Source organism: Kribbella sandramycini (assembly GCF_013131805.1).
GTDB classification, from domain to species: Bacteria; Actinomycetota; Actinomycetes; order Propionibacteriales; family Kribbellaceae; genus Kribbella; species Kribbella sandramycini.
On record NZ_JABJRC010000008.1, the window covers coordinates 100,584 to 114,797 of the forward strand.

Consider the following 14,214-nt stretch of genomic DNA (forward strand, 5'->3'; position numbering starts at 1 on the left):
GTGGCACTACGTCCTGTCCTTACCGACGACAACGTAGGGTCAGGCCGGTGAGCACACTGATTGGCGGTGCGGGCCAGGTCCTGAGCGAGGACGAGGTGGTGGCGTTCGTCGGCGACGCGCTGGCGGGGGCGGGGCTCGAGGGACGCAGTGTTTGTGTGATCGTTCCGGATGCCACGCGCAGTTGTCCGCTGCCGCTGCTGATCCGTGCGGTGCATCAGGCGCTCAGCGGGCGGGTCGGCAAGCTCACGATCTTGATTGCCCTTGGCACCCATGCCGAGATGACGCCGGACGAGCTGCGCAAACACCTCGGCGGCGAGTACGACGGCGTCCTCAACCATGAATGGTGGAAGCCGGAGACCTTCGCCGACCTGGGCACGATCAGCGCCGACCGGGTGGCCGAGATCTCCGGTGGGTTGCTCCGCGACGAGGTGCCGGTGCGGCTCAACCGGGCGGTCGTCGAGCACGATGTCGCGCTGGTCGTCGGCCCGGTCTTCCCGCACGAGGTGGTCGGTTTCTCGGGTGGCAACAAGTACTTCTTCCCCGGTGTCGCCGGTCAGGAAGTCATCGACATGTCGCACTGGCTCGGCGCGCTGATCACCAGCGCCGACATCATCGGCACCCGCGGCATCACGCCGGTCCGGGCGCTGATCAACGAGGCCGCAGCGCTGATCCCGGCGCAGAAGCTGGCGCTCTCGGTCGTCGCCCAGTCCGGCACCGACGCTCTGCACGCGATCGCGTTCGGCGACACCGAGTCCTCCTGGCAGGCCGCGGCCGGGGTCTCCGCGCAGACGCATGTCCGCTATCTCGATCGCCCGGTCCGCCGGGTCGTCTCGATCATGCCGGAGAAGTACGCCGACATCTGGACGGCGGCCAAGGGCTTCTACAAACTCGAGCCCGTCGTCGCGGACGGCGGCGAGGTGATCCTCTACGCGCCGCACGTGAAAGAGATCGCCGCGATGCACCCCGAGATCGAGGAGATCGGCTACCACTGCCGCGACTACTTCCTCGGCCAGTGGGAGCGGTTCCGCGACGTGCACTGGGGCGTCCTCGCCCACTCGACCCACCTCCGCGGCGCCGGCAGCTGGGACGCCGAGACCGGTGAGCGCCTCCGCGTCGAGGTCACCCTCGCGACCGGCATCCCGGAGAACATCGTCCGGCGCGCGAACCTCAACTACCTCGACCCCTCGACGGTCGACCTGGCCGCCTACGAAGCCGACCCGGACACCCTGGTCGTCCCGAACGCCGGCGAGGTTCTGCACCGGCTGAAGTAGCCGGTTCCCATCCAGTTGACCCGCCGGTAACCTCGGGCCCTATGACAGAGGTCGTGATCATCGGGTCCGGGTTCGCGGGGTTGTGCATGGGCATCAAACTGCGCCAGGCCGGCTGCGACGACTTCGTCATCCTGGAGAAGGCCGATCGCCTCGGCGGCACCTGGCGGGACAACACCTACCCCGGCTGCGCCTGCGACATCCCGTCGTACCTCTACTCGTTCTCGTTCGAGCAGAACCCGCACTGGACCAGGATGTTCGCCCCCTGGGACGAGATCCTCGCCTACCTCGAGCGCTGCGCCGAGAAGTACGGCGTCGCCGGCAAGATCCGGTACGGCGCCGAGGCCACCGAGGCGGCCTTCGACGAGCGCACCGGCCGCTGGACGGTCACCGTCAACGGCTCCGAAACCATCGAAACCGACGCGCTGGTGACCGGAGTCGGCAGCCTGCAACTGCCCAAACTGCCCGAGATCCAGGGCCTCGATTCCTTCACCGGTACGGCGTTCCACTCGGCCCAATGGGATCACTCCCAAGACCTCACCGGACGCCGGGTCGCCGTGGTCGGCACCGGGGCGTCGGCGGTCCAGTTCATCCCGAAGCTTGCCGAACAGGTCGGGCAGCTCGACGTCTACCAGCGCAACGCCCCCTGGATCACCGCGAAACCCGACCGCGCGATCGGTCCGCTGGAGCGCCGGTTGCACGAGCGGTTCCCGGCCGGTCAGCGCGCGATCCGGAACGCGATCTACTGGGGGCTGGAGATCCGCGGCGCCGGTTTCGCGGGGAACCCGAAACTGATGAAAGGCCTTGCGCTGCAGGCCAAACAGCATCTGCGCAAGCAGGTCCCGGATCCCGATCTGCGAGCCCGGCTGACCCCGCGGTACGACATCGGCTGCAAGCGGCTACTGGTCTCCAACGACTACTACCCGACCTTCTCGAGGCCCAATGTCGACCTGGTGACGACGCCGATCAGCCGGATCACCGCGGCCGGTGTCCAGACCGCGGACGGCATCGAGCGGCCGGCCGACACGATCGTCTTCGGCACCGGCTTCGACGTCGGCGCCAACCTGACCCGGATGCCGATCCTCGGCAAGGACGGCGTCGACCTGGCCGACCACTGGAAGCGCGAAGGGGTCAGCGCCCATCTCGGGATGACGGCGGCCGGCTACCCGAACCTGTTCTTCCTGGTCGGCCCGAACACCATCCTCGGCCACTCCTCGATGGTGTTCATGATCGAGGCCCAGGTCCGGTACGTGCTGCAGGCGCTCGAGCTGCGCCGGCGCCGCGGCGCGACGTACGTCGAGGTCCGGGCCGATGCCCAGCGGAAATTCGCCGGCGACGTCCAGGACGAGCTCCGCGGAAGCGTCTGGGAGTCGGGCTGTACGAGCTGGTACCACGACGCGGCCGGGCGGAACTCGGTCGTCTGGCCCGAGTTCACCGTCTCCTACTGGCGGAAGACCCGGCGGCTCGATCCGAGCGACTTCGTCCTCGTCCGGTAGTACGCCCCCTAGGGGGAGCCCGCACTCCTGAAGGATGAGCGGACAGTAGCCGGCGTACGACCTTGGGATGAAGCCAAGACCGTGCCGCAGACCGATGTCCCGGCGGCCGCTCCGGAGGAACCTTGAGGTATGGAAATCCTTCAGATCGCGGGAGCAGCCGCCGTAGTCATCGGCATCGTGGTGATGGCCCTGCTCGCCATCGTGCCTTCGGTCGTAGACCGCTAAGTCTTCCCCGCGGCAACGGGGAAGTCAGTCGACGGCGAGATGGACCAGCAGGTCCTGCCGGGTCAGCACGCCCACCGGCTTGCCGTCGTCCAGCACCATCAGGGCGTCCCTTCCCGCGAGCAGCTCGACTGCTTTGGTGACGGCTTCGCCGGCGCCGAGCGACGGGAGCGACGGATCCATGTGCTGCTCGACCATGTCAGCCAGCCGCGCCTTGCCGGAGTACAACGCGTCCATCAGCGTGCGCTCCGACACCGCGCCGGCCACCTCGGCCGCCATCACCGGTGGTTCCGCGCGGACCACCGGCATCTGGGAGACGCCGTACTCGCGCAGGATCGCGACCGCCTCGGCGATCGTCTCGTGCGGGTGGGTGTGCACCAGCGGCGGCAGGCTGCCGTCCTTACCGGCCAGGACGTCGCCGAGCGTCGTGCCCTGTTTGGTGTGCGCGAGGAAGCCGTACTGCGCCAGCCAGTCGTCGTTGAAGACCTTCGTCAGGTAGCCGCGGCCGCCGTCCGGCAGGAGGACCACGATGACGGCGTCCGGGTCGTCGAGCTCGTGGGCCAGCCGGATCGCCGCCGCGGCCGCCATCCCGGCGGAACCGCCGACGAGCATCGCCTCTTCGCGGGCCAGCCGCCGGGTCAGGGCGAACGAGTCGGCGTCCGAGACCTCGATGATGCGGTCGCAGATGTCGCGGTCGTACGTCTCGGGCCAGAAGTCCTCGCCGACGCCCTCGACCAGGTACGGGCGGCCGGTGCCGCCGGAGTACACCGAGCCCTCCGGGTCGGCGCCGACGATCTGGACGCGGCCGCCGGACACCTCCTTGAGGTACTTACCGGTGCCGCTGATCGTGCCGCCGGTACCGACGCCGGCCACGAAGTGGGTGATCTTGCCCTCGGTCTGCTCCCAGAGCTCGGGACCGGTGGTCTCGTAGTGCGAACGCGGGTTGTTCTGGTTGGCGTACTGGTTCGGCTTCCAGGCGCCCTCGATCTCGCGGACCAGCCGGTCGGAGACGTTGTAGTACGAGTCCGGGTGCTCGGGGGCGACCGCGGTCGGGCAGACCACGACCTCGGCGCCGTACGCCTTGAGCACGTTGCGCTTGTCCTCGCTGACCTTGTCAGGGCAGACGAAGACGCACTTGTAGCCCTTCTGCTGGGCCACCATCGCCAGGCCGACGCCGGTGTTTCCCGAGGTCGGCTCGACGATCGTCCCGCCGGGCTTGAGCTCGCCGGAGGCCTCCGCGGCCTCGATCATCCGGACCGCGATCCGGTCCTTCACCGAGCCGCCGGGGTTGAAGTACTCGACCTTGGCCAGGACGAGTGGTTTCGCCCCGTCCGTCGTCTTGGTCAGCCTGACCAGCGGGGTGTTGCCGACCAGGTCCAGGAGAGATTCTGCGTAGCGCACAACTTCACACTAGCGATGGTCGTGTCGTTTCCCCTATTTCACTTGCTTGTACGTGACAGCGTGTAATCCTTGTACTCATGAGTAAAGGTAAGGCCCGGGCCGCCAAGCGACTGGCCCAGGCCGCTGCCTTCGGGGGCGGGGGGCTCGGTCTCATCGGCGCCACCTTGTACGGCGTGCTGACGGCAGAGGCCGAGTACGCCAAGCGGGTGATCGGCCCGATGCGGTACTACCCGACTCCGGGGAGCGGTCTGTTCGGCCGGTATCCAGGACATCCGATCACGTTCGCCATGCTCGGCGACTCCAGCGCGGCCGGCTACGGCACGGACTCGCCCGACGAGACGCCGGGGGTGATGCTCGCCTCCGGGCTGACCGATCTGGCCGAGCGTCCGGTCCGGCTCGTCGACGTCTCCAAGACCGGCGCCAAGTCGACCGACCTGGCCCAGCAGGTGGACGCCGCGCTGCAGGCCGGGCCGCATGTCGCCGTCATCCTGATCGGGGCGAACGACGTCAAGGCGCAGATGTCGCCGTCGGTCTCGGTCCGGCTGCTGTCGGCCGCCGTCCGCCGGTTGCGCGCCGCGAACTGCGAGGTCGTCGTCGGCACCTGCCCCGACCTCGGCGCCGTCCGCTCGATCATGCCGCCGCTGCGGCAGGTCGCCCGCGCCTGGAGCCACCGGCTCGCCGCCGCCCAGACGATCGCCGTCGTCGACGCCGGCGGCCGCACGGTCTCCCTCGGCTCACTGCTCGGCCCCGCCTTCCGCGCCGACCCCTCGATGTGGGGCCGGGACAACTTCCATCCCTCCGCGATCGGGTACGCCGCGGCCTCGGCCGCCCTGCTGCCCTCGGTGGCGGCCGCGATGGGAGTCGGTCCCGAGTCCTTCGTCCACCCGGAGTCGTTCCGCGGCGAGGCGATCCTGCCGATCGCCGAGGCCGCCGTCCAGGCCGTCCGCACCGCGGGTACGGAGGTCTCGGCCACCGAGGTCGCCGGTCGCGAGCGCGGCCCGCGTGGCCGCTGGGCCGAGCTTCGGCACCGCCGCCGGCACCCCAAGGCGCCGGTCGACCGGGTCGAGGACACGTCCGAGCCGGACGCCGTACCGGTCTAGAAGTTCTTGCTCCGTTGGAACGTGACGGTTCGGTGCTTGAGTTGAGCACGGACTTTCATGTCGAACCCCTTGCCTGTAGGCGTCTTCGTGGTGCACAGTCGATAACAGACGCGATACCCCGATGACGGGAGGCGACGATGGGCTTGAACCACTCCGAGGAAACGCACCAGCGTTTGGTGGAGAAAGTGCCCAAGTGCACCGGACGCGAGATGACCGAGTGGTTCCAGCTGATGAACGACGGACCGTCGTTCCTGCGCTTCGACGACAGAGTGCGGTGGCTCTCCGGCGAGTACGAACTCGCGCACGGGCACGCAACTGCCATCGTCCACGAGTACGACCTCGTCAAAGCGCATCGGCGAATGGGCTGACAACCCGAACAGGAGAAGAGGTTTTTCCGCGGCGGCCGACCCCTACAGGTGGAGGGATCGGCCGCTGTCGTTTCCTAGGTATTACTGGGGAAACGCAGGACTGAAGACCAACTCGTTGCCCTCGGGGTCGATGACCGTGCGGCGATCCGCTGACAGCTGCCCACCGGCGGCCACAGCCTGCTCGACGCGTGCCGCGAGCTGGTCGTGCGGGATGCCGAGCTCGATCCGGATGCGGTTGCGCTGCGCCCGCCGGTCGACGTCGTTCGCCTGCATTTGCTGGAAGATCAGGCCGGGCCCGGCACCGCGCGGGTCGAAACTGTCCCCGGCTTCCCACCGCGGATCGGGGGTGTAGCCGAGCGCCGTCGTCCAGAATGCGTGGATTGCCGGGACGTCGACGGCGTCGATACCGATCTGCACGAACCGCGGCCGGGCCGGGTCTGCGGCCAGGCCTAACGCGTGGGCCGCGTTCTGGATCTGGACGGCGAGCTCGACGAACTGCCGACCGGCCTGCTCCCAGGCGTCTTTGCCGTGGTGGATGAGGACGCCGTCCGGACGGAGGTCGATCATCAGCGGGAGGTCGGCCAGGTCGGCGACGGTTGTCGCCAGCTCGACAGCTTGCGTCGTCGGGTAGAAGACCATGGCGGCGAACAAGGTGTGCCAGTCGGCGGCTTCGGGCGCCAGCGGGTCGCCGGGGACCAGATCGAGCTCGTTGCCTTCGTCGTCGGCGAGCATGACGCCCCAGGGTCCGGTCGGCGTCCGGTCGCCGCGGGCTGCCTCGACGATCGAGGCCGGACGGACGACGTCCACGTGGAAGCGATTTCGCAGCGGGCGGATGTCGGTCGTCGGCCGGATGGCGAGCCGAGGGTCGTCGTCGAGCGCCATCGCCCAGAACTCCTGAATGCGAGCGGGATGGACGGCGTCGATGACGATGCGTAGTTCTTGGAGGCCGGTCGGGTCGCCCTCGGCGCCCGCGACTGCCGAGACCCGGCGGGCCGCCTCGGCGTCCGCTACTCGCACTCGGACGCCGGTTGGGCGGAGGTCGAGTTCGGCCGGTACGCCGGCCGCGGCGACTCGCTGGGCCAGCTCAGCGCCTGCGCTCAGCGAGGGCCGCTCGAACCACGTCATCGGACCGCGCCCGATTACTCGCCATCCCGGCATCCCGTCGTCCATGCCGTCAGCGTAGGACCGGACGTTCGGCGGCAGAACGGCCGGAGGGCCGGACCCTGGTGTGGGCCGGCCCTCCGGATTGTTCGGTGTTACGGGGTGATCAGTCGCCGCCGCGCAGGATGGCGAGGATGCGCAGGATGTTCCAGTACAGCCAGACCAGCGTGACGGTCAGGCCGAAGGCCGCGCGCCAGGCCTCGTTCTGCGGGGCGCCCGCGCGGATGCCCTGCTCGACCATGTCGAAGTCGAGGATCAGGTTGAACACGGCCAGACCGGCGCCGAGGAAGGCGAACAGCAGGCCCAGCGGGCCCATCCCGCTGATCCCGGTGGTGAGACCGAACAGCCCCAGCACGAAGTTGATCAGCAGCACCCCCGCGAAGCCCATCGTGGCCAGGATGACCATCTTCTGGAATCGCGGCGTCACCTTGATCGCGAAGTACTTGTACGTCGCCAGCGTCAGCGCGAAGGTCACCAGCGTCGCCAGCACCGCCTGCACGACGATCGCCGAACTGCCGACGTACACCGCGAAGAACTTGGAGCCGATCCCGAGGAACGCGCCCTCGGCGACGGCGTACGCCATCAGCACCGCGGGGTTGATCCGCCGCGAGAACGACAGCACCATCGCGATCGCGAACGCGACCAGCGCGCCGCCGATCAGCGTCGGCGTGACGAGCGCCTGCGGCACGAACCACCACGCGAGGGCCGCCGCGGCCACCACGACACCGAGCGTCGCCGCCGTCTTCACGATCACGTCGTCCAGCGTCATCGGCCGGCTGTCGGCGCCCTGGTACTGCTGGGGCGGCATGCCCGGTCCGCCGTACTGGCCGGGCTGCTGACCGTAAGGACCCGGCTGACCGTACGGAGCGGCCCCCGGATAAGCCTGGCCATGGCCAGGCGCGAATGCACTCGACCGGTTCAGGACCGGGTTACTGCTCTGCATGTCTTCCTCCTGATGACCCACATCCGGGGCCGTGTCGAAATACTACGTTCCCACCCTTAACAACATCTGAGAATCACCCCCTCGTTCCCCAACCGAAACCCCAACCCCAGATTTTCAATCGGTTCCCGATGTTTTTCCGCGGTTTGCAGGCACGGCGGGGCGTCGTACCTGGTGAGGCAGGTACGACGCTTGCCGGCGGCCACCCGGGACGTGGTGCTCCCGCAGGCCGGTCAGTGGGGTTGCGGCGCCAGGGCGTGGGCGAGCTGGCCGGCCAGGGCGGCGGCTACTTGGCGTTGCTGGAGGTCGGGGTAGCTGATGTGGGTGGCGGCGGTGAGGAGGAAGCGGCCGCGGGTGCGGCCGGCGTGCTGGACGGGGAGCTCGATCTCGGCGTTCGTGGGCAGGCCGTCGCGTTCGACCTTGAGGACGCGACCGCCGCGGGTGACCGTGCCGTCCGGGTTCAGCCGGGGCGCCGTCGTCCGGTTGTCGCCGGCAACGAAACGTGCGCCGTCGAGGCGTAGTACGACGGTCAGTTGCGCGCTCACCTGATCGATCAGCTCCTGCGTCGAGCCGCCGGCCGCGACCGCCTGCGAGGTGGCCAGAACGCCGTCCAGGTAGCCGCGATGCCTTGATGCGCGAGCTTGTTGCCGACGGCCCCAGATCGCGAGCTCGCTGACCGCGACCCCGATCAGCACCAGCAGAATCGTGGTCTCGACGTCGTCCCTGCTGTTGATCGTCAACCGGTGGTAGGGAACCGTCAGGAAGAAGTCGAACCAGACCGCGCTCGACGCCGCCGCGAGCAGCCCGGCCGGGCGATACCCGAACGCCGCCACCCCGACGATCACCACGGCCAGCACGAGCGCCGCGTTCGCATTGTCGAAGCTCGCCCGCGCCAGGGCCAGCGCCGCACATGCGGCGGGCGGGACAACCAACGCGGCGGCAACCAACCCCTTGCGGTTCACACTTCCATTGACCCTCCGCACCCCACCTCCTTTCAATCCCTCTCACAAACGTCTATCAGCCGTAATCCATTGGCCACCTTCCATCGCGGGCCCTAGCGTCGGGGCATGGACGAGCTCTGGACGCGCGAAGTGGCCGCGGCGTACGACACACCTGGGGTCGGGATGTTCGCCGACGAGGTGCTGGAGCCGACGACCGAGCGGCTGGCGGAGCTGGCGGCCGGCGGGCGGGCGCTCGAGTTCGCGATCGGGACCGGCCGGGTCGCGCTGCCGCTGGCGGCGCGTGGCGTGCCGGTCAGCGGGATCGAGCTGTCCGAGCCGATGGTCGAGCAGTTGCGGACGAAGGCCGGCGAGACGGGGATCCCGGTCGTGATCGGCGATATGGCCGGCACCCGCGTCGACGGGGAGTTCGCGCTGGTCTACCTGGTCTTCAACACGATCTCGAACCTGCTCACCCAGGAAGAACAGGTCGCCTGCTTCCGCAACGCCGCCCGCCACCTCTCCCCCGGCGGCGCCTTCGTCATCGAGCTCTGGGTCCCCGAGCTACGCCGCCTCCCACCTGGCACCCCCGCCACCGTAGGCATCGCCGACCCCGGCTACATCCTGCTCGACACGTACGACGTCCTCCGCCAGCACGTCACCTCACACCACTTCCACTTCACCCCCGGCAGCACCGAGGCCCACCTCGGCCGCACCCCGCACCGCTACATCTGGCCCGCCGAACTCGACCTGATGGCCCAACTGGCCGGCTTCACCCTCGAATCCCGCCACGCCGATTGGTCCGGCGCCGAGTTCACCGCCGACTCCCCCTCCCACATCTCCGTCTACCGCCTGCCCGCCGACTGACTTCTTGCGGTTGCGTGACGGGTGGGCGGATAGCTGTCGGTGGGTGGGGAACAGGGCCACGATAGGGCCGTGGGACCTCACTCCAGGGAGGGATTTCGGTGGGTGAGATCACTCCCGGGAGGGTTTGTGAAAGTTTTCACGAACGCGTAACCTGAAGTAGACATGAAGTCGGAGAACCACTCAGGGAGAGTGAACCGCATGACAGCCCAGGTGCCGCACATCCTCGTCGTCGGAGGCGGTTACGTCGGGATGTACACCGCGTACGGACTGCGTCGGGCGGCCCGGAAAGGCAAGATCCGGGTCACCGTGGTCGACCCGCGGTCGGTGATGACCTACCAGCCGTTCCTGCCCGAGGCGGCGGCCGGATCGGTGGAGCCGCGGCACGTGGTGGTGCCGCTGCGCAAGACGCTCAAGGGCTGCCGCGTGGTGACCGGCCGGGTGACCGGGATCGACCACGCGCACAAGGTCGCGAAGGTGCTGCCCGAGGAGGGCCCGGCGTACGAGCTGGCCTACGACCAGGTCGTGGTCGCGCTCGGCTCGATCGCGCGCACGCTGCCGATCCCCGGCCTGGCCGAGGAGGCCGCCGGGTTCAAGAACGTCGAAGAGGCGATCGCCCTGCGCAACAAGGTGCTCGACCGGCTGGACGTCGCCAGCTCGCAGCCCGACCCGGCGCTGCGCAAGGCCGCGCTCACCTTCGTCTTCGTCGGCGGCGGGTACGCCGGGGTCGAGGCGTTCGCCGAGCTCGAGGACATGGCCCGCTACGCCACCCGGTACTACGACAACATCCAGCCGTCGGACATGCGCTGGGTACTCGTCGAGGCGACCAACCGGATCCTGCCCGAGGTCGGCCCGGATCTCGGCAAGTACACCGTCGACCAGCTCCGCAAGCGGAACATGGACATCAAGCTGGAGACCCGGCTGGAGTCCTGCGAGAAGGGCCGCGTGGTGCTCAGCGACGGCGAGGAGTTCGACGCCGACACGATCGTCTGGACGGCCGGTGTAAAGGCGAACCCGGCGCTGGCCGGCACCGACTTCCCGCTCGACGAGCGCGGCCGGGTCAAGTGCCTGCCGAACCTGCGGATCGAGGGCGTGGACGACGCCTGGTCGGCCGGCGACAACGCCGCCGTACCGGATCTGACCGCCGAGCCCGGCGTCTTCTGCGCGCCGAACGCACAGCACGCCGTCCGCCAGGCGCACCAGCTCGCGGCGAACATCCTGCGCACCGTCGACGGCAAGACGCCGACCGACTACAAGCACAAGTACGTCGGCTCGGTCGCCAGCCTCGGCCTGCACAAGGGCGTCGCCCAGCTGTTCGGGATCAAGATCAAGGGCTGGCCGGCCTGGTTCGTGCACCGCAGCTACCACGTCAGCCGCGTGCCCACCTTCAACCGCAAGGCCCGCGTCGTCCTCGACTGGACGCTGGCGCTGTTCTTCCGGCGCGAGGTCACCTCGCTGGGTACCCTGCAGGCGCCGCGCGAGGAGTTCCGCCGGGCGACGCAGTCCTAGTCGTGGAGTAGGCCCGCGTCGTGCACCAGCAGCGCGATCTGCACCCGGTTGTTCAGATCGAGTTTGGTCAGGATGCGCGAGACATGCGTCTTCACCGTGGGGACGCTCAGGTAGAGCGAGGCGCTGATCTCGGCGTTCGACTTCCCCTCACCGACCGCGACGGCAATCTCCCGCTCGCGGTCGTTGAGGGTGTCGAGCCGCCGGACGGCCCTCGCCTTGCGCTCGTCCTGGCCGGACGCCGCGACCCGGGTGATCAGCCGTTTGGTGACCGCGGGCGACAGGACCGGCTGACCGCCCGCGACCCGGCGTACCGATTCGACGATCTCGCCCGGCGGGGTGTCCTTCAGGACGAACCCGGCCGCGCCGGCGCGGAGCGCCCGGAGTACGTGCTCGTCGGCGTCGAACGTGGTCAGGATGATGATCTCGGGGGCGCCCGGGCGGCGGCGTACGGTCTCGGTCGTGGTCAGGCCGTCGGTGCCGGGCATCCGGATGTCCATCAGGACGACATCCGGCGCGAGGCGCTCGATCAGGCCCGGTACGCCGCTGCCGTCGCCGGCCTCGCCGACCACGCGGATGTCCTCGGCGCCGCCGAGCATCAGCTTGAGGCCGGCGCGGAGCAGCGGGTCGTCGTCGACGATCAGTACCCGGATCATGCCGGCCACGGTAGCCAGGCGTGCAGCCGGAAGTCGCCCTCGGGGGTGCGGCCGTACTCGACGCGGCCCTCGACGAGCGCGGCGCGTTCGGTCAGGCCGAGCAGGCCCTGGCCCTCACCGCGCCGCCGGTTCGGGGCCGGGTTGCGGACCTCGACCGTCAGGCCGTTGCCGGGGGCACCGGCCAGGGCGATCGTGACCGGCTCGCCGGGGGCGTGTTTCATCGCGTTCGTCAGGCCCTCCTGGACGATCCGGTACGCCGTCCGCCCGACGTGATCGGGGAGCGTGCCGGCGACGTCCAGCGTCAGCTCGACCGGTAGGCCGGCCTCTTGAGCGCCCTCGACCAGCGCTGGGAGGTCGGCGAAGGCCGGCTGCGGCAGCTCCCCGACCGGAGCGCGCAGGACGCCGATCACCTCACGGAGATCTTGGAGCGCCTGGTGCGCGCTGGCTCTGATGACCTCCGCCGCGCTCGCGACCTCCTCGGTCGAGGCGTCCGGCCGGTAGGCGAGGGCGCCGGCGTGCACGCTGAGCAGGGAGAGCCGGTGGCCGAGGACGTCGTGCATCTCGCGGGCGATCTCCTCGCGGGCCCGCAGCTGGCCCTGTTCAGCCTGCAGCTTCGCGACGGTCTCGGCCCGATCCGCGCGGTCGCGGAGGGTCTGCATGAGCTGGCGGCGGGAGCGGATGTAGAGCCCCCACCCGGCGACGGCGATGTAGAGCGCGATGACGGCGACCGCCAGCGCGCCGCTCTCCGGCGGCTTTTTCACCTGAAGGTAGAAAAACAGGGAGATCGAGTTGACGCCGAAGACGAGCAGGGTGGTCCGGAGCGGCCGGTAGACCGCCACCGACAGGATCAGCACCAGGCCCGCGGCGCTGGCGGATTCGGAGAAGACCGAGATCACCGAGGCGATCAGCGCGAGCTGGACCGGCCAGCGGCGGCGGAACCAGATCGCGATGCAGAGCGCCAGGCCGAGGATCAGGTCCAGCAGGATGACGAACTCGCGGCTGCCGGGCTCGACGCTGTCCTCGAAGATCGCGAGGCCGAAGATCAGCGCGAACAGGAAGACGGCCGTGTCGACGGCCCAGTCGCGCGGGCTGCGGCGATGCGACGGCCGGTTCATGGGACGAATGTAGCGCCGGGCGGCCGCCGTACCGGCTGTTCCGGGGCGTCCGGATACCGAAGTCGGTGTGATCGTCACCTTTGGTCGGCGGTAGGTTGCCGGGCATGAGTCAGCTCGCCGTCACCGTCATCGGCCCGGACCGCCCGGGCATCATCGCCGACGTCACCGAGGCCCTCGCCGGGACCGGAGTCAACCTCGAGGACTCCACGATGACGCTGCTGCGCGGTCATTTCGCGATGATGATGGTCTGCTCGGGCTCCCTCGACGAGGTCAAGGCCGCCGTCGAGCCGCTCCGCGGCGACCTGGTGATCACGGTCCGCGCGATGGGCCCCGAACACGCCCACGCCGCGATCGGGCCGTCGTACCTGCTCAGCGTGCACGGCGCGGACCGGCCGGGCATCGTCGCCGCCGTCACCCGGATGCTGGCCGCGGCCGGCGGCACCGTCACCGACCTGGCGACCCGGCTGAGCGGCGACCTCTACGTCCTGACCGCGGAGGTCGAGCTACCGCTGACCGCCGACCTGGAGACCCTTGACCGGGCCCTGGAGATCACCGCCGAGGAGCTCGGCGTCGGCGTCACCCTGAGCCCGGCGGAGAGCGACGACCTGTGACCGTCGCGCACCTCAACCAGACCCTCGCCGCCTGGAGTCCCGCCCAGCTCGGCCTGGTCGGCGACGTCCTGGAAGTGGTCCGCGCCCCGCACCCCGTGCTGGCCGCGACCGGCGCTCCCGTCGACCCCCTCGACCCCACCATGGTCGCCCTGGCCGCCGACCTCGTCGCCACCATGCGCGTCTCCCCCGGCTGCGTCGGCCTCGCCGCCCCCCAGGTCGGCATCTCCGCCCAGATGTTCGCCCTCGACGTCACCGGCCACCCCAAGACCCGCACCTGTCACGGCGTCTTCGTCCTCTGCAACGCAGTCATCACCGAAGCCACCCGCCAGGAGAAGGCCCGCGAGGGCTGCATGTCCGTCCCCGACTTCACCGGCGACGTCAAACGCGCCACCCGCCTCACCGTCACCGGCACCCTCCCCGGCACCACCGACCACGTCACCATCACCACCGACGCCTTCGAAGCCCGCGCCCTCCAGCACGAGATCGACCACTGCAACGGCAAACTCTTCCTCGACCGCGTAGCCGGCGCCCACGCCGTCCACCCCCGCAAGAACTACCAATAACGTAC

The 14,214-nt window shown here is 69.5% G+C and carries 14 protein-coding genes; 8 read left to right on the plus strand and 6 right to left on the minus strand.

Annotated elements, in window-relative coordinates; genetic code table 11:
- The first annotated feature begins 47 nt into the window (after window positions 1-47).
- The gene (locus tag HPO96_RS28480; protein WP_171677446.1) at window positions 48-1,271 is read left to right on the plus strand and encodes a lactate racemase domain-containing protein; all 1,224 of its coding nucleotides are present in this window, start codon (window positions 48-50) and stop codon (window positions 1,269-1,271) included.
- 41 nt (window positions 1,272-1,312) lie between these two features.
- Window positions 1,313-2,764 (plus strand): flavin-containing monooxygenase, encoded by a 1,452-nt coding sequence (locus tag HPO96_RS28485; protein WP_171677447.1) that lies wholly within the window; start codon window positions 1,313-1,315, stop codon window positions 2,762-2,764.
- A gap of 249 nt (window positions 2,765-3,013) precedes the next feature.
- On the opposite strand, the gene HPO96_RS28490 is transcribed toward HPO96_RS28485, so the two are convergent.
- On the minus strand, window positions 3,014-4,387 hold the full coding sequence (locus HPO96_RS28490) for a cystathionine beta-synthase (RefSeq protein WP_171677448.1): 1,374 nt from the start codon (window positions 4,385-4,387) through the stop codon (window positions 3,014-3,016).
- Between the two features lie 77 nt (window positions 4,388-4,464).
- Between HPO96_RS28490 and HPO96_RS28495 the strand changes: the two genes are divergently transcribed.
- Entirely contained in the window at window positions 4,465-5,487 is a 1,023-nt protein-coding gene (locus tag HPO96_RS28495) for an SGNH/GDSL hydrolase family protein (protein WP_171677449.1), read from the plus strand.
- 137 nt (window positions 5,488-5,624) lie between these two features.
- Window positions 5,625-5,855: a DUF4287 domain-containing protein gene (locus HPO96_RS28500; RefSeq protein ID WP_171677450.1), complete on the plus strand. Its 231-nt coding sequence runs from the start codon at window positions 5,625-5,627 to the stop codon at window positions 5,853-5,855.
- 81 nt (window positions 5,856-5,936) lie between these two features.
- On the opposite strand, the gene HPO96_RS28505 is transcribed toward HPO96_RS28500, so the two are convergent.
- The 3 genes from HPO96_RS28505 to HPO96_RS28515 form a co-directional block, all read right to left on the minus strand.
- Window positions 5,937-7,025, minus strand: coding sequence for a VOC family protein (locus HPO96_RS28505; RefSeq protein WP_238355624.1), 1,089 nt, complete (start codon window positions 7,023-7,025; stop codon window positions 5,937-5,939).
- Window positions 7,026-7,122: 97 nt separating this feature from the next.
- Window positions 7,123-7,959, minus strand: coding sequence for a Bax inhibitor-1/YccA family protein (locus HPO96_RS28510; protein ID WP_171677451.1), 837 nt, complete (start codon window positions 7,957-7,959; stop codon window positions 7,123-7,125).
- Between the two features lie 230 nt (window positions 7,960-8,189).
- Window positions 8,190-8,939, minus strand: a complete 750-nt coding sequence (locus HPO96_RS28515) for a DUF4118 domain-containing protein (protein ID WP_337796854.1) — start codon at window positions 8,937-8,939, stop codon at window positions 8,190-8,192.
- 84 nt (window positions 8,940-9,023) lie between these two features.
- On the opposite strand from HPO96_RS28515, the gene HPO96_RS28520 reads away from it, so the two are divergent.
- Together HPO96_RS28520 and HPO96_RS28525 are read left to right on the plus strand one after the other, a co-directional pair.
- Entirely contained in the window at window positions 9,024-9,761 is a 738-nt protein-coding gene (locus HPO96_RS28520; protein ID WP_171677452.1) for a class I SAM-dependent methyltransferase, read from the plus strand.
- A 198-nt stretch (window positions 9,762-9,959) separates the two neighbouring features.
- Complete coding sequence (locus tag HPO96_RS28525; protein WP_171677453.1) at window positions 9,960-11,267, plus strand: NAD(P)/FAD-dependent oxidoreductase; 1,308 nt, start codon at window positions 9,960-9,962, stop codon at window positions 11,265-11,267.
- On the opposite strand, the gene HPO96_RS28530 is transcribed toward HPO96_RS28525, so the two are convergent.
- Both HPO96_RS28530 and HPO96_RS28535 read right to left on the minus strand, forming a co-directional pair.
- Window positions 11,264-11,920, minus strand: coding sequence for a response regulator (locus HPO96_RS28530; protein ID WP_171677454.1), 657 nt, complete (start codon window positions 11,918-11,920; stop codon window positions 11,264-11,266). The genes HPO96_RS28525 and HPO96_RS28530 overlap by 4 nt on opposite strands.
- The gene (locus HPO96_RS28535; protein ID WP_171677455.1) at window positions 11,917-13,035 is read right to left on the minus strand and encodes a sensor histidine kinase; all 1,119 of its coding nucleotides are present in this window, start codon (window positions 13,033-13,035) and stop codon (window positions 11,917-11,919) included. Before HPO96_RS28535 ends, HPO96_RS28530 begins: the two co-directional genes overlap by 4 nt.
- Before the next feature lie 104 nt (window positions 13,036-13,139).
- Between HPO96_RS28535 and HPO96_RS28540 the strand changes: the two genes are divergently transcribed.
- Both HPO96_RS28540 and def read left to right on the plus strand, forming a co-directional pair.
- Window positions 13,140-13,646: a glycine cleavage system transcriptional repressor gene (locus tag HPO96_RS28540; protein ID WP_171677456.1), complete on the plus strand. Its 507-nt coding sequence runs from the start codon at window positions 13,140-13,142 to the stop codon at window positions 13,644-13,646.
- Window positions 13,643-14,209, plus strand: coding sequence for a peptide deformylase (gene def / locus HPO96_RS28545; RefSeq protein ID WP_171677457.1), 567 nt, complete (start codon window positions 13,643-13,645; stop codon window positions 14,207-14,209). The genes HPO96_RS28540 and def overlap by 4 nt, the downstream gene beginning before the upstream one ends.
- The last annotated feature ends 5 nt before the right edge of the window (window positions 14,210-14,214 follow it).